The sequence below is a fragment of the Nocardiopsis ganjiahuensis DSM 45031 genome, from assembly GCF_000341085.1.
Taxonomy (GTDB): Bacteria; Actinomycetota; Actinomycetes; order Streptosporangiales; family Streptosporangiaceae; genus Nocardiopsis; species Nocardiopsis ganjiahuensis.
Window position 1 is genome coordinate 1 of the sequence record NZ_ANBA01000007.1, and the last position, 18,985, is coordinate 18,985.

Genomic DNA, 18,985 nt, shown 5'->3' on the forward strand with positions numbered 1-18,985 from the left:
CCCCGAGGAGTTCGACCCGGTCACCGAGCGGGCGCTGGGCAACCACCCGCAGGCCTACTCGCATCTGGGCCTGATCCGCTGCGCCCAACTCCTGGACCTGCGCCACTAGCTTCCGCGCCCGCCCCACCCCGGCCGGGGAAGGCACGCGGGCCCCACCGGTCGAAGGCGGTCGCTCTCCCCCCCCGCACCCGCGGCGGCGGGAGCGGCCGCCGTCACACAACGCAGGGCAGAAAACCCTGGACCTCTGGACCCCCGCCGGTCCAGAGGTCCAGTGGTTCCACCGTCCCCGTCGACACCGCCGGCTCCGCGTCGGCCGCCGTCCGCTGTGCCCGCCTACGCCGCCGGCTCCGCGCCGTCCGCCGTCCGCCGTGCCCGCTCCCACCCGCCTACGCCCCGACCCGCCTCCGCCTCAGCCCGAGCGGTGCAGCCGCCACGCCCGCGGCTGCTCCTCCTCGTGCGCGACGTCCAGCTGCGCGAACCGCGCCCGTACTCGGGCACCGCCCAATTTCCCGCGCTCCAGGTGCACGGTGCCTCCGGTCGCCTCCACCGCGTGCCGCACGATGTCCAACCCGAGCCCGGTCGAGCCGCCCCCGCTCGTGCCGCGCCGCAGCGCCCCCGCGGGGTCCGCGAAACCGGGCCCCGCGTCCTCCACGATGAGCGTCACCCATCCCGCGTACTCCACCAGTGCCACCGCGAACGGCCCGTCCGCCGGGGTGTACCGGAAGACGTTGCCCACCAAGGAGTCCAGGACCGCGACGCACTCGTCCTTGGTCAGCGCCACCCGGCAAGGGGACTCGGGCAGCTCCAGGGTCACTTCCCGCCCCTGGTAGGAGGCGAGCATCGACCAGAACCCCATCCGGTCGGCCACCGCTTCGGACAGGGCGCAGGCGCGCTCGGCCTCCGGCGCGGGTTCGTGGGGGCGCACGTCGCGGATGATGGCGTCCACGTCCTGCTCCAGGGTCGCGACGGCCTCCCTGATCCGCTCGCCCTCCGCTCCGGGCAGGGTTTCGGTGTCCAACCGCAGCGCGGTCAGCGGGGTGCGCAGCCGGTGTGAGACGTCGGCGGCCATCTCCCGCTCCTTGGTCAACAGCCCCTGCACACGCTCACCGATGGCGTTGATCGACTCGCCGAGCACCACCAGGTCACGCGGCCCGTGGACCCGTATCCGGGCGTTCAACCGCCCCCCGCCGATCGCCACCGCCGTGTCCGCCAGGGCGCGCAGCGCACGCCGCGCGGGCCGGCTCAGGCGGTCGGTGATCAGTACGGCCCCCAGCACCGCCAGCACCGCCACCAGCACCAGCCCGCCCAAGGCCCTGCCCAGACCGGTGGTCGCCTCCCACCGGGGCTGGTACACCTCCACCACGGACGCGCCGCCCTCGAAAGCCCCGCCTTCCCGAGCACCGTCCTCCGTGGCGACCACCGCCACCAGGTACGCCGTTCCGTCCTCGGCCTCGACCACGTCCTCGAACCCCGCGCCGGAGCCCCGCACGGCCGCCACGTCCGAACCCCGCGCCCGGCTGGCCCCCACGGTCGTGCCGTCGGGCAGGTGCACCGCCAGATGGCCGCGCGCCCCCGCCGAGGTCGAAGCCACCACGCGCCGCAACAGGGCGGGGTCGGGGTCCACCTCCGCCACCGAGGCCACCGCGCTCGCCTGGGCCCGCACGTCCGCCTCGGCCCGCTCGCGCGCCTCCCACCAGGCCCACAGCCCCGTCACGCCGATCATCACCATCGCGACCAGTACCGTGGCGAGGCTGACGGCGCGGGCCAGCAGCCGTCTCAAACCGGTTCCACCAGCTTCAACCCCACACCCCGCACCGTGTACAGGTACCGGGGCCGGCTCGCGCTCTCCCCGAGTTTGCGGCGCAGCCACGACATGTGCACGTCGATGGTCTGGTCGTGGCCCACGAACGGGTGCTGGTGCCAGACCGCCTCCACCAGTTCCCGTCGGCTCACCACCCGGCCCGTGTGCTCCGCCAGGTACGCCAACAGGTCGAACTCGCGGCGCGACAGCTCCAACGGGCGTCCCGCCAGCGTCACCTGGCGACGCGTCAGACTGATCGACAGCTCCCCGACCTTCAGGTCGCCCGGGGAGGCGGCGCCGGAGGAGGACTTGCCCGACCTGCGCAGCAGCGCGTTCATCCGCGCGGCCAACTGGGTGCTGGAGAAGGGCTTGACCACGTAGTCGTCGGCCCCGTCGTTGAGCAGGCGCACGATCGACTGCTCGTCGCCGCGCGCCGTCGCCACGATCACCGGGACGTCGCTGTGCCCGCGCAGCATCCGCAGTGCCGCCGCGCCGTCCAGGTCGGGCAGCCCCAGATCCAGGATGACCAGGTCGGGTTCGTGTTCGGCGGCCTCGCGCAGAGCGTCCAGGGCGGTGCCCACGGGCAGCACCACGTGCCCCAGACCGCTCAGCGCCCGAACCAGGGCTCCCCGCACCGTCTGGTCGTCCTCGACCAGCAAGACCGTTGCCATGCGCACACGTTAACCAACGATGAACGCCCGCACGAGCCCGGGAACCCCATCTGGGCAGGCGAAACGAAGCTGTGACCCGACCGTGGCACGGGCCGCTCGGTTTAAGTCGATAGAGATGTTGCGTTAAGGCTTCCTTAGGGAGCGCGACATTACTGTCGTCACACATCGCCGGTGGTGGTGCGCGTCACAGGGGCGCGTTCCCCCAACACCGGCCTGACCTACTACCGGGCGCTCCCGTGCCCGTTCCACGGAGGTGTCGTGGCAGAAATCGTGATCGACAGCCTGGGCAAGGTCTACCCGGACGGGACCCGCGCCGTCAACGACCTCTCGCTCGACATCCAGGACGGTGAGTTCCTGGTGCTGGTCGGCCCCTCCGGCTGCGGCAAGACCACCGCGTTGCGCATGGTCGCGGGCCTGGAACAGATCAGCGAGGGCACCGTTCGCATCGGTGAGCAGGTCGTCAACGACATGCCGGCCCGCGACCGGGACGTGGCGATGGTCTTCCAGTCCTACGCCCTCTACCCGCACCTCAACATCTTCGAGAACATCGCGTTCGGGCTGCGCCTGCGCAAGGTCCCCAAGGCCGAGATCGACAAGCGCGTCCGCGAGGTCGCGCGCGTCCTCGAACTGGAGGAGCACCTCACCCGCAAGCCGGGCAACCTCTCCGGCGGACAGCGCCAGCGGGTCGCCATGGGCCGGGCCATCGTCCGCGAGCCCCGGGCGTTCCTGATGGACGAACCCCTGTCCAACCTGGACGCCAAGCTCCGGGTACAGATGCGGGCCCAGATCGCCCGCATCCAGCGCGACCTCGGCGTCACCACGGTCTACGTCACCCACGACCAGACCGAGGCGATGACCCTGGGCGACCGGGTGGCCGTGATGAAGCGGGGCGTCCTCCAGCAGGTCGGACCGCCCCAGGAGCTGTACGACCACCCCTGCAACCTGTTCGTCGCCGGTTTCGTCGGCTCGCCCGGCATGAACCTGATCTGCGTCGAACTCCACGAGGAGGACGGCCGCTTCCGCGTCCGGATCGGCGAGCAGTACCTCGACCTGCCCGACAGCCTCCTGCACCGGCGCCCCGCCCTGCGCGGCTACGCCGGAGCCAAGGTCGTCGTGGGCATCCGGCCCGAGGACATGGAGGACGCCGAGATCGTCGGCGCCACCGAAGGGGCCACCCTCACCTCGGCGGCCGACCTCGTCGAGGCCATGGGCTCCGACGTCCTCGTGCACTTCCCCCTGGACGCCGCGCCCGTCGTCACCGAGGACACCCGCGAACTCGCCCGTGACGCCGGGACCGACGAGACCCTCCCCGCCACCGCCGACGGCGTCGTACTCGTCGGCCGCTTCAGCCCCCGCACCCATGTGTTCGAGGGCCAGACCATCTCCGTGGCCGTCGACACCGAACGACTCCAGTTCTTCGACCCGGCCACGGGCACCGCGATCCACGACTCCTGAGGAGCGTTCCCCCCATGTCAGCACGTACCACCCTTCACCACTCCCGTCTTCTCGGCGGCCACCGTCTCCTCAGCGGTGCGGCCGCGGCGCTCTGCCTCACCCTCGCCGCCACCGCGTGCGGCGACGGAGACTCCGCCGCCTCCGGCGCCGACCTCGACGGCCAGAGCCTGGAGATCGTCGGTCCCTGGGCCGGCGACGAGCAGAAGGCCTTCGAGGAGGTCCTCGCGCTCTTCGAGGAGCAGACCGGAGCCACCGTCTCCTACAGCGGTGCCGGGGACGACCTCCAGACCGTCCTCCAGACCCGCATCCAGGGCGGCGACGAGCCCGATGTGGCGCTCATCCCCCAGGCGGGGCTGATCGAGCACTTCGCGGACGAGGGCGTCCTGGTGCCGCTCTCCGACGAGGTCGTCGAGACCCTCGACCAGAACATGGCCGGGGCCTGGGCCGACATCGGCTCCGTCGACGAGACCCCCTACGGCGTCTACCTCAAGGTCGCCAACAAGTCCCTCGTCTGGTACAACGACGAGCTCTTCGCCGAGACCGGCGCCGTGCCGCCGGAGACCTGGGAGGAGTTCGTCGAGCTGTCGGAGAACCTGGCCGACGTCGGGATCAGCCCGCTGTCCGTGGCCGGCGCCGACGGCTGGGTCCTCACCGACTGGTTCGAGAACGTCTACCTCCAGACCGCGGGCCCGGAGATGTACGACCAGCTCGCCGCGCACGAGATCCCGTGGACGGACCCGAGCGTCGAGGTCGCCCTGGAGACCCTCGCCGAGGTGTGGGCCGAGGAACAGCTGATGCTGGGCGGCGGCAGCGGCAGCCTCCAGACCGACTTCCCCACCTCCGTGGTCAACGTCTACAGCGACGACCCGGACGCCGCCATGGTGGTGGGTGCCGACTTCATCGGCGGGGTCGTCACCGCCAGCACCAACGCCGCCGTGGGTGAGACCGCCCGGGTGTTCCCCTTCCCGAGCACCGGGGGCGAGGGCGACGCCGTCGTCGTGGCCGGCGACGCGGCGGTCGCGATGAGCGACAGGGAGGCCACCATGGAGCTGCTGCGCTTCCTCGCCACCGACGAGGCCGCACTGGAGTGGGCCGCCATCGGCGGGTTCGTCTCCCCGAACAAGAACCTGACCGCCGACGACTACGCCGACCCGGTCCTGGGCCAGGTCGCCGAACAGATCGTCCTCGCCGGTGACAGCGTGCGCTTCGACCTGTCCGACCTCCAGCCCGCCGCCTTCGGGGCCACCGTCGGAGACGGCATGTGGCAGACCCTCCAGGACTTCCTGTCCGACCCCTCCGACGTCGAGGGGACCATGGAGCGGCTCGAGGCCGAGGCCACCCGCGCCTACGGGAACTGACGTGCCCTCGGCAACCGACGACACGGTCACGGGAACCGACGCCCGTGCCCACGGGAACCGACTCGCGCCCATGGGAACCAACCGGAGCTCACCGACGCTATGACCACGACCAACGACCCCAAGGCCGCCGACGGCGCGACCCGCGGCGCCGGGACCCCGCCGGGGAACCCGCGCAGCGGTCCGCCGGACGGCAGCCGCCCCGGCTGGCGGCGCCTGTTCGGCCCCGCCACCCTGTTCCTGCTCCCAGCCCTGCTCTTCCTCGGCGTCTTCCTGGCCTACCCGGCCGTGTACTCCGTGGTGCGGAGCTTCTTCGACGCCTCCGGCTCGCAGTTCGTCGGACTCGACAACTACGCCCGGATGTTCACCGACGACCGCACCCTCACCGCGATCCGCAACACGGGTATCTGGGTTCTGGTCGCCCCCGCGCTGGTCACCGGCCTGGGCCTGGTCTTCGCGGTGCTCACCGAGCGCGTCCGCTGGGCCACCGCCTTCCGCGTGCTGCTGTTCATGCCCATGGCGATCTCCCTGTTCGCCTCCGGCATCATCTTCCGGCTGGTCTACGACGAGAACCCCGACCGCGGCGTGGTCAACGCCGCCGTGGTGACCGTGCACGACACGTTCGCCTCGCCCTCCGAGTACCCCGGGGCCCGGCCGCGCGGCGAGGAACTCGCCCCGGACACCACCCGCGGCGGGTTCACCACCACCCGGGGCTACGAGCCGGGGGAGACCGCCACCCTGCCGCTGGTCGGCATCCGCCCCACGGACGTGCCCGAACAGGCCGTCCAGGCCGCCGATCCCGAACCGGTCGGGGACACCATCGAGGGCGTGGTCTGGCTGGACGTGGCCCTCGGCGGCGAGGCGGGGGTCATCGAGGACGGCGAGAACGGCATGCCCCGCATGACCGTCGACGCCCTCCAGGACGGCCAGACCGTGGCCAGCACCACGAGCGGTGACGACGGCCGCTTCACCCTGACCGGGCTGGAGCCGGGCGAGTACGAGGTCCACCTGGCCGCGGACAACTTCACCGAACCCTTCCGAGGCCTGACCTGGCTGGGGCCCACACTGATCACCCCCGTGATCATCTCCTCGTGGGTGTGGATCATGACCGGCTTCGCCATCACGTTCATCGCGGCGGGACTGGCCGCCATCCCCAGGGACGCCCTGGAGGCGGCCCGGGTGGACGGCGCCACCGAGTGGCAGGTGTTCCGCAAGGTCACCATCCCCCTCCTGGGGCCGCTGCTGCTCGTGGTGTTCGTGACCCTGATGATCAACGTCCTGAAGATCTTCGACCTGGTGTTCGTGATCGCACCGGGGTCGGTCCAGTCCGAGGCCGGCGTGATCGCCCTGCAGATGTGGCAGGTGTCCTTCGGCGCCGGCGGCAACCAGGGGCTGGGCAGTGCGCTCGTGGTCCTCCTGCTGGTCCTCGTCCTGCCGATCATGTACTTCAACATCCGCCGATTCCGACGGGAGCGCTCGTGAACACCACGTCCCAGCAGTCTCCCTCCGTCGTGGAGGTGTCGGTCTCCGGCGCTCCACGCCGAGGACCGGCCTCCCGGCTCGTCTCCCGCCTGGGCTCGGGCACCCTCCAGACCGCACTGACCCTGGTCGCCCTGTTCTGGATGGTGCCGATCATCGGCCTGCTGCTGGTGTCGCTCCGCTCGGAGGCCGACAACACCAACAGCGGCTGGTGGACGGTCCTCCTCAAGCCCACCGAGTTCACGCTGGACAACTACCGGACACTGGTCGACAACGACGTCCTCGTCCAGTCGTTCCTCAACACCGTCTACATCTCGGTGCCCTCGACCCTGCTGGTCGTGGGGATCGGGGCCCTGGCCGCCTACGCACTGGTGTGGATGGACTTCCCCGGCCGGGACTGGATCATGGTGGCCGTCGTCGGCCTGCTGGTCCTGCCCATCCAGGCAGCTCTGATCCCCATCTCCCAGCTGTACGGGGCCCTGGGCATCTTCGGCTCCATCACCGGCGCGATCCTGTTCCACGTCGCCTTCGGGCTGCCGTTCGCGGTCTTCCTGCTGCGCAACTTCTTCGTGAACATCCCCCGCGACCTGCTGGAGGCGGCCCGCATGGACGGCGCCGGCGAGTGGCGGATCTTCCGCAAGGTTGTCCTGCCGGTGGCCCGCCCGGCCCTGGCCTCCCTGGCGGTCTTCCAGTTCCTGTGGGTGTGGAACGACATGCTGGTCGCCCTGGTGTTCACCAGCCCCGACTCGGCCCCGCTGACCGTGGCACTGCGTTCGCAACTGCGCCAGTTCGGCACCAACATCGACGTCCTGGCCTCGGGAGCCTTCCTGTCCATGCTGGTACCTCTGCTGGTCTTCTTCGCCTTCCAGCGCCACTTCGTCCAAGGGGTCTTCGCCGGCTCCGGGAAGTAGGTCCCCGCAGCAGACCCGGCAGAAGGCCCCCCGAACCAGACGGCCCCGGTCACACTCCCTCGTTCCCGACCGCTCCCGGCCGTCCCGGGCCCCGCGGGCTCACTCCACCCGCGGGGCCCGCCCCCGTGTCCCCGGCACCGACCCGACGCGGCGCCGCACCGGTACCGAAGGACGGGCCCACGCCCGGTACCGGCCGCTGGAGCGGATGCGCCGGCCTCAGAGCGGTGGCAGCTCCGGGGCGCGCTCCCCGGCCATCCACAGCCCCAGGTCATGCCGGTCCACGAGGACCATTCCGTCTCCGGCCTCGCGCACGGCCTCCCTGGTGAACCCGTTCGAGGCGACGAACATCCCCACGTAACCGCGGTGGCTACCGGCCAGCGCGCCGAGGAAGGCCCGGACCTCGTTGGGCGGAACCGGCTTGCGCCAGCGTTTGCACTGCACCGCCAACGGCCTGCCGCAGGGGGTCTGCGCGCGCACGTCCACCCCTCCGTCGGAGGCGCCGCCGACCACCGCCACCCGCGTGTAGCCGTGGGTGCGCAGCAGCCGCGCCACGTGTTCCTCGAACTCCGTCCCCGACATCGTGTCGATCCCCGCGATCCCGGTGCGCGAGACGATCCAGCGCTCCCGGGCCCGCCGGATCCGCGACCACGCCCACCAGCCCAGCACGGCAGCCGCGACCACGGACACCAGAGCGACGAACAGCCACACGAGCGGGCGATCGGCGTTCTCGTACAGCCACCCCAGCCCCACGAAGAGCGCCACCACCGTCAGCGGCAGCACGCCCCGGAGCCTTCGAGTCCACTTCCTCCCGCGCCGCCCCCGGCGCCTGCGTCCTCCACGTCGTACGACCACGTGCCTCCCAGCGCTCCGAAACCCGTTCGGAGGATACGGAGTCCCCGTAACGGAGCGGTGACCGTTCCTGCCCGCCCCGGTGGGGTGCCGTTCGCGGCGCGGGGAGTAGTGTGCCGTGGACTCGGACGGGACACCCCGGGTACGACGTGGGAAGAAGTGGACGATGAAGGTCATCAAGAAGGTCGCCGACTTCGTCGGCAAGTGGTTCGCGGTCCTGGTCCTGGTCGGCGCGATCGTGGGGCTCCTCGTCCCCGCGCAGACCGCCCTCATCGCCCCCCACGTGCCCCTGCTGCTGGGGATCATCATGTTCGGCATGGGTCTGACCATGCGCCCGGTGGACTTCGCGATCGTGGCCAAGCACCCCAAGGCCGTCCTGCTCGGCGTGGTCGCCCAGTACACGGTCATGCCGCTGCTGGCCTGGGGCATCGCCCACGCTTTCGCCCTGCCGCCCCTGCTGGTGGTCGGCATGATCCTGGTCGGCGCCTCACCGGGCGGCACCTCCTCCAACGTGATCGTCTACCTGGCCCGCGGTGACGTGGCGCTGTCCGTCGCGATGACCTCGATCTCCACGATGCTGGCGCCGTTCGTGACCCCGCTGCTGGTCCTGGGCCTGGCCGGTTCGACCCTGCCGGTCTCCGCGGGCGACCTGTTCCTGTCGATCCTCCAGGTCGTGCTGCTCCCCGTCGTCGCCGGCCTGCTGCTGCGCACCTTCGCCGACCGCTTCGTGACCCCGGTCCTCCCGCTGATGCCTCTGGTCTCGGTCACCGGCATCGTGCTGGTCGTCGCCGGAGTGGTGGGCGCCAACTCCGACGCCGTGCTGACCACCGGACTGCTGCTGGCCCTGGCCGTGATCCTGCACAACACCCTGGGCCTGCTCCTCGGCTACCTGGTGGGCTACTTCGGCAAGATGCCCGAAACCGCCCGCCGCGCCGTGAGCGTGGAGGTCGGCATGCAGAACTCCGGGCTTGCCGCCAGCCTGGCCACCACCCACTTCGAACCCGTCGCCGCGCTGCCCGGGGCCCTGTTCTCGGTCTGGCACAACCTGTCCGGTGCCGCCGTCGCCACCTACTGGGCCCGCAGGGCACCCAAGGACGCGGAGCCCGCGGAGGAAGCCGAGCGTTCCTGACACGCCGAGGGTTGCCCCGGCCCCGGCCCGCGTGACACGCTCTGCCTCCGGAATCCCCCGAGCAACACGAGGACGGATCACGTGGCCGCCCGAAAGAAGAAGCGCAAGCCCGGACGCGGGAAGAACGACATCCACCGCGGCCCCACCCGCGACCCGGGCCCCACGGGGAACGTGGGCTGTTACTTCATGTTCTTCGCGATGCTCGCCATCGGCCTGGTCGTGCTACTGCTGGAGCTCTTCGGCTAGGCGGCCGCGTATGCCCCACTTCACCCGGATAGGCGCACGTCAAGCGGTGCGGAGTTCCACGAATCCCGGATTCCACACCTCGTGGCCCTGACCTGAACCGGTCACCGGTGCTCACCCGAAGCAACCACGCGTGCACGCTGTGGCTGTAAGGCTGATCCCATGCCTGAGCGCCACCGACGCTTCGCCCCTTGCTCCGGGCTTCTCGTGCTCGCCCTCCTGGCGGCCCCGGGTGCCCTCGTCGAACGCCCTGTCGTGTGCATGCCGCCCCCGAACCCGCCGAACGCCTCCGCGCCCGCCCTCTGCCCGGGCCCTCGCCGCCCACCCGGACGCGTCCACGTCCCCCACCCGCGACGGCCTCCCCGCTGCGGTTACCAGTGACCCCGGAAAGGAAGAGCGTGCCGCACGCCCCCTCACCCAGAAGACCCGGCTTACCCCAACCCCGTGACGACAGATGCCCTCCGCCGACCCGCTGACCCGCCGGGCCGGGGCCCACGAGGGTCCCGGCACCTCCATGTCCCCGAACATGCCGCTGACCCCCGCCGACGGGCGGCGGGGGTACCAACACGGGAATCTGCCGGAGAAACTCGGGGCTCAAGGACCGGACGGGCCCCGCCGCGACCGGGACCCCACGGGGCACCCGAGCCAACGGCTGCCCCGTACGCCCCAACCCCTGAGCTGTGAGGAGCAGCAGAGGGACCGGGACTTCCCCGAGAGTCCCAAGGACTCCCGTGGTCGGAGTACCCCAAAGGTTTCGGAGCACCATCTCGAAAAAATCCGGAACCCTGCCCTGAACTGCGGTAAGTCCTCTGCTACCGGGATCGGCCCCGGGGCGGCTCCGGCGCCTCGATCCCCGCCATCCATCGGCGCAGACCCTCCCGGTCCACGAGCACCATGTGCGGTGACCCCTCCTGGGCCGCGGCCTCGGTGAAACCGTTCGAGGAGACGAAGAGCCCCTCGTAACCCTCGTAGCCGCTGTGGAGCACGCCGATGAAGGCGCGTACCTCGTTCGGGGGCACCGGAACGGCCCAGCGCTTGCACTGCACCACCACCGGATGTCCGTCGGGGGAGCGCCCCACCACGTCGGCGCCCCCGTCGTCGGCGCCGCCCACGACCGTCACGGCGGTGTAGCCGTGCACCCGCATCAGACCGGCCACGTGCTCCTCGAACTCCGTGCCCGGCATCAGGTCCACCTCGGACAGGTCGACCAGTTCCAGGGCCCGTCGCTGCCGCGACAGCCTCACGTACCCCCGCGCCCACCACAGCGCCGCGGCCACCACGAGCGCGCCCGCCAACCACACCCCCGGCGGTTCCGCGCTCTGCGCGATCCAGGCCCCCAGCATGAGCGCGATGACCGAGGCCAGTACCAGCGCGTACCGGTGGGCCCAGAGCCAGCGCCCCGTGTGCACGCCGATGTTCGTCCTGTCGTTCGTGGGGGAGGAGGTGTCCTTCATGTCACCCACCTTCCCTTTGTCGCCCGGTCATCACGGCCCGCGGGAAGCCGCCCCTGTGGCCCTCCCCACCGCCCCACCCCGTTTCGGGCAGGTTCCCGGGCAACGGGACAGCCGTCCCCACGGCCCTCGCTCGGGTACGGGCCCGCTGTGGCAGTGGCTCCGGTCCGAAGGAAGGATCAGCACCTGGCGAACCGACACCCGCTCCTGCCGCCTGACGCCGGAGGAGTTGTTCGGTCCGCACGGCGTCGGGATGCTTTCGCGCACGTCGGAGAGGGTGAATCGGAAAGGTTGTACCGAGGTCGTTCGTCGCTCTCCGGTTTTTCGGCCGGAGGGAGATGTCTTTCTCCCGCTTCTGGTTTTTCCGGAAAAGCGCAGGTGGAAGTGATGGCGGCTCGAGGCAGGGCTATGTTTTTCACGAATGGTGGCGCGGAGAACATCGGATTCGTTAGAATTTTCACCCCCAGACTGCTGGAGTCCGAAATGAATGAACGCTTTTCCCGCACGGTTGAAGTCCCCCTGGACGACGGTGGTACGGAAACGGTCCTTGTGCAGATCGTCGGTACGGACGACTCCCTTGTGCGGGTGGGACGTGGCGACCGTTCCGTGGCACGGGCCAAGCAGACCTTCGGGCACATGCTCGACACCGTGCGACCTGTGGCGGAGAACTTCGTCGGACGGTTCAAGGGCATGGCCGATGCTCCGGACGAGATCGCTCTGGAGTTCGGGATCTCGCTGTCCGCCGAAGCGGACGTGGTCATAGCCAGTACGACCACCGAGGCCAATTTCTCCGTGAGCCTGAAGTGGAAGAACGGGTGACCTGCCAGTTCAGCCGATGACCCGGGTTTTCGGAAACCGGGAGCCGACCCCGGAGCGTTGGGAGAACGATGACAGGGGCGTTGCCGCGGAGCACGGACCAGACTCTGGCCTCGGGAGTCGTCCGGCTCTCAGACCAGGACGGGCAGCCGTGCGGCACGGGCGCCCTTGTCGCGCCTGATCTGGTTCTGACCTGTGCCCATGTGGTGTCGGACTGCTTGGGGACTCCCCGACGGGACCTGGTGGAGTCTGGGGCCGGGGTCATGGTCGACTTTCCTCTGGCCGGACAGTACGCTCGCGACCTCGGCCCGAGGGTGGCCCAGGTGGAGCGGTGGATACCGGTCCGGGCCGACCGTACGGGGGACGTCGCGCTCCTGCGGATGCGGGAACCCGTCCCGGGTACCCACCCCCTGCCGTTGGCCGACCCCGAAGACATGTGGGAGCACCGGGCCCGGACGGTGGGGTTCACCGGTGGCGAGCCGACCGCGTTGTGGTTCCGCGGGCTGCTGAGCGGGACGACGGAGGAGGGCTGGGTTCAGCTTTCCCGAGCCGACGGGCAGACGGCGTACGCCAGGGAGGGGTTCAGCGGGGGGCCTGTCTGGGACGACGAACTGGGTGCCGTGATCGGTCTCGTGGTCGCGGCGCAGGCGGAACGGGAAGCCCAACAGGTCTTCGTGCTGCGTACCGGAACACTCCTGCGTGAGCTGCCCGAACTCGAAACCGTCCTGCTGCCGGCGGCCCCCTTCCGAGGGCTGGCCCCTCTGGGTGAGGAGGACGCGGACGTCTTCTTCGGTCGCAACGAGGACGTCGAGCGAGTGGTCACGGTGCTGCACGGCGGACATTCCGCCGTCACCGTGTACGGCCCTTCGGGGTGCGGTAAATCCTCCCTCGCCCTCGCTGGTGTGGTGCCGAGGATGCGTCAGGAGGGGCACGAGGTCCTGGTGCTCGACGCGGGGCGCACCTCCTCCACGGCGGCCGCCTTGGCGACGGAACTCTCCGCCCTGGTGGCGTCGGGCCGGTACGGTGCGCAGCGCGCGGAGCAGGCCGATCCGGACCGCATACGGCGGTGGTTGGACGAGCTGGGACCCGCGGATGCCTTCCACCGGGTGACCGGGCGTCAGGGAACGAACGTCCTGGTCGTGCTCGACCAGGCCGAAGCGCTGTTGAACCTCTCCGAACCGGAGATCGCGCGGGCCGTCGCGCTGCTCTTCCCTGAACAGCGGACGGACGGCCTTCGGGTGCTGCTCACCCTACGCGCCGATTTCATGGACACCGCTCTGAGCCATCCGGAGCTCGGCCCGGCGCTGAGGCGCGGCACCACGCTCCCGCTCACCCCGATGACGCGGGACCAACTGCGTACGGTGATCACCGAACCGGTCAGACGTGTCTCCGGGGTCGAGTACGACCCCGGGCTGGAGCAGCGCATCCTGGACGACGCGGGCCACGACCCGGGAGCCCTCCCGTTGCTCGGCTTCGTCCTGGCCAAGCTCTGGGAGAACCGGAGCGGTGGGCGGCTGCGGGCCGAGGCGTACGAGGAGCTGGGACGGGTACCGGGCGCGCTGCGCCGCCACGCCGCACAGGCGTGGCAGGCCTGTGTCAGACCGGGGGAGGAGGCCGAGGCGCGCCTGCTGCTGACCGGGCTGGTGCGCGTCCTCCCCGGCGGAGAGGCACCGCTGCGGCGCGTCCTGACCCGCGAAGAGGTCGGTGAGCGTCGCTGGGAACTGGTGCGGGCGTTCGCTCGGGCCGACTGGCGCCTGCTGGTCCTGCACGGCGGTGACGGACACCCCCAGAGCGCGGAGCTGTCCCACGAGGCACTGATCACCGCCTGGCCGGAGCTCGCCGAGGAGACCCGGGCCAGCGCCGATTTCCTCGCCGGGCGTGCGGAGGTGCAGCACGACCTGGAACGATGGCGCAGCGCGGGCCGTCCCGCGGACCTGTTACCCGGCCCTCTCCAGCTCACGGCTCTGGAGTCCAGCCTCCGCCAGCGGGAGACAGACCTGACCGGGGAAGAGCGGGAGTTCCTCGCGCAGGCGCGTCGGCGCCGTCGGCGGCACCGGAATGCCAGGAGGGGGAGCGTAGTCGCGGGCGCCCTGGCCCTCGCGCTGATCGCCGGATTGACCGTCTTCCTGGTCCAGGAGTCGAACGTGCGATCGCAACGGGAAGCCGAGGGGTTGTCGCGCTCGCTCGCCATCCAGTCGGACCAGATGGTGGAGGGCAATCCCGTCCAAGCGGCCCTGGTGGCACTCGCCGCCTACGAGGCCGCCCCGACCCAGGAGGCCCGCAGCGCGCTGATGCGCCGGTACCTGGGGTTCCAGGAGGCGGAGTGGTCCCTGTCCGGAGCGGAGGGGCAGATCCGGGAAGCGGACATGAGCGTGGACGGCATGGTGACACTGGTTCGGACCGAAGGCGGCCGCGCGACTCTGTTCGTGCGTACGGCCGAGGGCGGGGTCAGGCAGGAGCAGCTCGGACTCACCCAGAACGTCCTGGTCCCCGTGGTCAGCCGGGACGGTCGGCGGATCGCCTACGTGCACGACGTGGACGGGACCGTGGTCTGGCACGAGGTGACACCAGGAGGCCAGCGGTTGCTCGGCCCGCCGAACCGGCTCGAGGGGGCGCTGACGGAACGCTCGCTGGGAGTGACGTTCTTCGGTGACATGCACATCATGGACTTCTCCCCCGAGGGTCGGCAGCTGGTCGGGGCACCGGCAGCGGAGTCGGACCAGCCGGTCCAGGTCTGGGACCTGAAGACAGGGCGGCCACGACCGCTGCCGGAGGACACCCCCCGGCTGACGGAGGTGTGGTTCGGCCCGGACGAGGACACGCTGGTGGCTGTGACCGCCGACCCCGGTTCGATGGGAGGGTCGGTAGTGACCATCGACATCGCTACCGGGACGGTACGTGAGCTTGCGGAGGGTGCCGAAACCCAGTATGCCGGGATCGCGGGGGACGGCAGCGTGGTGGTGGTCTGCCGGGAGGAGGAGGGCATCGACGACTCTGACGGGTACGCGCCGGGCGAGGCCCGCTACCAGGCCGTACGAGTGGCGGACGGGCAGGTGCTGAGGGAGCACAGTGGAGAGGAATATTCCTCCTGTGTCGACGTAACCGTTTCAGAGCGGGGTGATCGGTTCGCGGTCCCGGACACGGACGAGGAGTGGGTGCTCGTCGACACCTCGGGGCAGGAGGAGGCAGCACGGTTCCTCGGTCCTTTGAGGTTCATGGACAAAGGTCTTCTATATATGAGAAGGGTTCCGCTGCTTCTGCTGGGGACGGCGAGTGCACCGACCCTCGTCACTTGGGAGGCGAACAGGGTTACCGGATGGCAGATGGCCGCAGACCGCGGTGAGACCGCCCACGGCAATCCGCAACTGATCGGTGACGGGAGCACCATGGTGGTCCGCCTGGGCCGGAACGGCGACAACCTGAGTGTCCTGGAGACCGAGGGCGAGAGGCGGACCCTGGCCAGCGTGGACCGTGACATCCCTGTTCCCGCGGAGATAGAGCAGGAACTCCAGGTCAACCGCACCGAGACCCTGGTGGCGGACATATCTGACCAGAACCGGATCACGGTCTACGAGCTGCCCTCGCTGCGACGGGTGAGCGAGTTCACTACAGTTCCGCCACCCTCCGACGCGGTGGAGAACGCGGATTGGCTGAGTATCCGGTTCCACGACGCGGACCAGCTCGTGACGGTCTCCGGAGGCAACCTCGAGCGCTGGGACGCTCACACCGGGCGCCGGTTGTCCTTCTTGGATCTGGACGGCCTGCAACTCACCGAAGAAGAGGAAACGTACTACACCGTCACCAGCCATCCCGAGCCAGGGCATGTGAGTGTCATCGCCGACGGGAAACAGCTCCTGCACGCGGTGGACCTGGCCAACGGTGAAAGGAAGGAAGAACTCGATGTCCGACTCGACGACGTCGAAGCGGCGATCTTCCTCGAGGATCCGCACTACATGGCCGTACTGACCACGGGCAGGATGGTGGAGCTGTGGTCGGTGCCTCCTGACCAGGACCCCGCCAGGGTGCTCGGCTCCCTAGGGCCTCTGAAGTCGAACCGGTGGTCGCTGACCACGCCTGGAGGTTCCGTGTTCTTCCTGGCCAGCGACAGCACCGCGCAGTTCCTGTGGGCGGACGACCCCACGCGCAGGGAGACCTACCAGTTCGACGAGCCCCAGGGTTTCTCAGCGGTGACCCAGGACGGCCGGGCGCTGTTGCGGACACCTCTCAAGGGTGGCTGGATGAGTCTGCTCCGCCTCGATCCGGAATTGTGGAAGCGGCACCTGTGCGTCGTCACCGGCCGCGAACTCACCGCCGACGAGGCCGGTGCGCTTCCTTCGGATGTGCCCGCCGAGGTCTGCTCCGGGGATTCCTGACCCCGGTGGACAAGATGAGGCTGGACCCGTGCTCTCCCCGCATGGGACTGCCCCGCAGAGACCCGAGCGGGGTCGATGGGCCCTACGCGTCCATGAAGCGGTACCCGAACTGCTCCAGCCGGGTCCTCGCCCTCGCCAGCTCCTCCTCGGTGAACAGCGGCGCGAACTCCGACCGCAGCACCAGCGCCTCCACGGTCAGGTCCAGACGGCCCCGTTCCCACAGGTTGGCGAACCCGTCCGAGACCGCGGGGGAGTTCAGCAGCTTGCGGGCGGTGCCCAGCGGTCCCAGTTCGGAGATCATGCCCAGGAAGAAGGAAGCGGTGTAGTCGGCCTCGTTCTTGGCCCTCTCGTACACCGACAGCATCGCCCGGCCGAAGTCGGCCGTCTCGGGACCGCTGCTGAAGTCCTCCTCCAGTTCCTCCCGCCCCGGCCCCACGGTGGCTTCCCCGGCCGCCTCCTGGCCCAGTCGGTTGACGAAGCCCAGCAGGGAGTCCACCGAGGTGAAGACCTCATAACCCAGCTCTTGCAGCCTGGGCAGATCCGCCTGTTCGGGATCCAGCTCCAGGACCACGGGCTTGCCCATGCCGTGCTGGAGCCCGTCCGGCCAGAACGCCTCCGCCTCGGCGATGGCCCTGCCCCGCTCCGGGTCGTTGATCTCGGCGTCCAGCTCCGGCTCGGCGTAGCCCTGGCGCAACAGCTCCCCGACCATCTCCCGAACCTGCACGCTGCGCGCGTCGTCGGATTCGCCGGCCACGACCGTCATCGGGCGCAGCGGAGCCTCCTCCGCCGAGGGCCGCGCCCCGGTGGCCAGCTCGTTCAGGAACGACTGGGCCGCCTGGGCCAGCAGCTCGCGGCGCGCTGCCAGGAAGTCCAGGTAGTTCTCCACCTTCCACAGTTCGGGGTCGGTGGGGATCCACTGCGAGGCCAGTACCCCCGGGTGGCGTTCCTCCACCTCCGGGAAGTACTCCTCGGGCCTGCGGTCGGACACCTCGAGGTTGGTCTGCTGGGTCAGGAAGCAGAAGTTGGCGATCGCGTTGACGTGACCTCGTTCGTACTCGTCCCGGAGAACGCGCTTGGGGAAGATGTGGTGGACCTGGAGAGAGGACAGCTTGCCGAGCGACTCCGCCTTCAGTTCGAGCCCGCTGCCGAAGTCCCGGGCACCCTTGACCCGGGTGAGCATGTACAGCAGAGGGTAGAACCGGGAGCCCCGTGTGGAACCCCCGAAGTCGTCCGGCCGGACATCCAGGTTGCCGCCCCGCCAGTGCGACAGGCGGCGGATGGCCCCCTCCACGCCGGACTCGGCGATCCCGTCGTAGTCCAGCTGGAGGAAGGTCTCCGTGGACCCCGCGTACCGCCCCCACAGGGCGCTGTGTACGTACCAGTAGAGGACCCGGTCCCGGTGGGCCGCATCGTCGAACCGGCCGCCGTTGAGCTCCAGCAGCCGGGCGGCCACCGGAAACGAGTAACGGCTCATCAGCACCCGGTCGTGGTCCAGGCCCAGACGCCCGGAGACCGCTTCCAGGAACGTCCCCACGTGGTCGACGGAGGCCTTCAACGCCCGCTGGAACTCCGAAGCCGTCACTTTTTCCAGCGACGTGAACAAGGCACGGCCGGTCGCCACGGCAGTGGCGTTGCGAAGCAGCCAGTCCAGGGTGAAGTTGAACCCCGACTCCTCCCAGTGGTTCAGGCTGGCCCGCATCGTCGAGCGCGCCTCCGGCCACTGCGCGCACAGCTTGGCCAGGGCCAGGTCGCCCTTGGACAACTTGGTACCGCCGGAGTTGACCCGGTTGAAGATGTCCACGACCTCGTCGACGGTTCGTTCGGCGCCGGTGATCTGTTCCTGCGGGAAGTCCTTGTCGAGGATCTGGCGCAGGGTGTTGAGCCGACCCAGGTAGAGGTTGGCGCTCTCCGGGTCCTCCGAGAACCGGCTCAGATAGTGGAACGGGCCCTGATCGAACAACTCGGTGACGTTCACCCAGTGCGGATTGTCGTTCATCTTCAGGGGGCGATGGAACTCGAAGACCTGGGTGTCCACGTTGAAGTACAGCCCGGTGAACGCCATGTCGTCACCCTCGAAGAACGCCGGCGCCCGCCCTCGGACCACCCCGTACAACGACGTGACCCGCTGCTGACCGTCCAGGAGGAGCAGATGGGTACCGCTCCCGGTGGTGCCTCCACGCACCGCCATCTCCTCGGCGGAGGTCTCCCACAGCAGCAGGCTGCCCACCGGGTGGCCCAGGTACATCGACCGCATCAGGCCGCGTACCTGGTCCCGATTCCACACGTAGCCGCGCTGGAACTCCGGGAGCAGGACCGTGCCCGCGTCGATCTGGTCGAGAAGGGTGGACAGTTTCGCCATAGGGCTGACTTTCTCGTCTGGGGGTTCTACGTCGGGTACGGGGGCCTCAACCAGTGTGAGGGGCAAGCACGAGGGGTCTCAATGGGCCCGGGA

Annotated in this window: 13 protein-coding genes; 8 read left to right on the plus strand and 5 right to left on the minus strand. The window is 69.9% G+C overall.

Annotated elements, in window-relative coordinates:
- Positions 1-409: 409 nt before the first annotated feature.
- Positions 410-1,780, minus strand: coding sequence for a sensor histidine kinase (locus tag D458_RS0106695; protein WP_017585952.1), 1,371 nt, complete (start codon positions 1,778-1,780; stop codon positions 410-412).
- Complete coding sequence (locus D458_RS0106700) at positions 1,777-2,472, minus strand: response regulator transcription factor (protein ID WP_017585953.1); 696 nt, start codon at positions 2,470-2,472, stop codon at positions 1,777-1,779. Before D458_RS0106700 ends, D458_RS0106695 begins: the two co-directional genes overlap by 4 nt.
- Positions 2,473-2,730: 258 nt before the next feature.
- Here D458_RS0106700 and D458_RS0106705 point away from each other — a divergent pair, with 258 nt between their 5' ends.
- The 4 genes from D458_RS0106705 to D458_RS0106720 all read left to right on the plus strand — a co-directional run bounded on the left by D458_RS0106705 (position 2,731) and on the right by D458_RS0106720 (position 7,672).
- Positions 2,731-3,927, plus strand: coding sequence for an ABC transporter ATP-binding protein (locus D458_RS0106705; RefSeq protein ID WP_026119059.1), 1,197 nt, complete (start codon positions 2,731-2,733; stop codon positions 3,925-3,927).
- A gap of 14 nt (positions 3,928-3,941) precedes the next feature.
- Positions 3,942-5,285, plus strand: a complete 1,344-nt coding sequence (locus tag D458_RS0106710) for an ABC transporter substrate-binding protein (RefSeq protein ID WP_017585955.1) — start codon at positions 3,942-3,944, stop codon at positions 5,283-5,285.
- A 99-nt stretch (positions 5,286-5,384) separates the two neighbouring features.
- On the plus strand, positions 5,385-6,764 hold the full coding sequence (locus D458_RS0106715) for an ABC transporter permease (RefSeq protein ID WP_017585956.1): 1,380 nt from the start codon (positions 5,385-5,387) through the stop codon (positions 6,762-6,764).
- Positions 6,761-7,672, plus strand: a complete 912-nt coding sequence (locus D458_RS0106720) for a carbohydrate ABC transporter permease (RefSeq protein WP_017585957.1) — start codon at positions 6,761-6,763, stop codon at positions 7,670-7,672. The genes D458_RS0106715 and D458_RS0106720 overlap by 4 nt, the downstream gene beginning before the upstream one ends.
- Before the next feature lie 216 nt (positions 7,673-7,888).
- Here D458_RS0106720 and D458_RS0106725 read toward each other — a convergent pair whose 3' ends face one another.
- On the minus strand, positions 7,889-8,452 hold the full coding sequence (locus tag D458_RS0106725) for a restriction endonuclease (RefSeq protein WP_017585958.1): 564 nt from the start codon (positions 8,450-8,452) through the stop codon (positions 7,889-7,891).
- A 235-nt stretch (positions 8,453-8,687) separates the two neighbouring features.
- On the opposite strand from D458_RS0106725, the gene D458_RS0106730 reads away from it, so the two are divergent.
- The gene (locus D458_RS0106730) at positions 8,688-9,650 is read left to right on the plus strand and encodes a bile acid:sodium symporter family protein (RefSeq protein WP_017585959.1); all 963 of its coding nucleotides are present in this window, start codon (positions 8,688-8,690) and stop codon (positions 9,648-9,650) included.
- A gap of 81 nt (positions 9,651-9,731) precedes the next feature.
- Positions 9,732-9,896: a hypothetical protein gene (locus D458_RS36920; RefSeq protein WP_017585960.1), complete on the plus strand. Its 165-nt coding sequence runs from the start codon at positions 9,732-9,734 to the stop codon at positions 9,894-9,896.
- 809 nt (positions 9,897-10,705) lie between these two features.
- On the opposite strand, the gene D458_RS0106740 is transcribed toward D458_RS36920, so the two are convergent.
- Complete coding sequence (locus D458_RS0106740; protein WP_017585961.1) at positions 10,706-11,347, minus strand: restriction endonuclease; 642 nt, start codon at positions 11,345-11,347, stop codon at positions 10,706-10,708.
- Between the two features lie 384 nt (positions 11,348-11,731).
- Between D458_RS0106740 and D458_RS0106745 the strand changes: the two genes are divergently transcribed.
- Positions 11,732-12,163, plus strand: coding sequence for a CU044_2847 family protein (locus D458_RS0106745; protein WP_239647918.1), 432 nt, complete (start codon positions 11,732-11,734; stop codon positions 12,161-12,163).
- 68 nt (positions 12,164-12,231) lie between these two features.
- On the plus strand, positions 12,232-16,533 hold the full coding sequence (locus D458_RS0106750) for an nSTAND1 domain-containing NTPase (protein WP_017585963.1): 4,302 nt from the start codon (positions 12,232-12,234) through the stop codon (positions 16,531-16,533).
- A gap of 82 nt (positions 16,534-16,615) precedes the next feature.
- On the opposite strand, the gene D458_RS0106755 is transcribed toward D458_RS0106750, so the two are convergent.
- Positions 16,616-18,892: a GmrSD restriction endonuclease domain-containing protein gene (locus D458_RS0106755; RefSeq protein WP_017585964.1), complete on the minus strand. Its 2,277-nt coding sequence runs from the start codon at positions 18,890-18,892 to the stop codon at positions 16,616-16,618.
- Between the last annotated feature and the right edge of the window lie 93 nt (positions 18,893-18,985).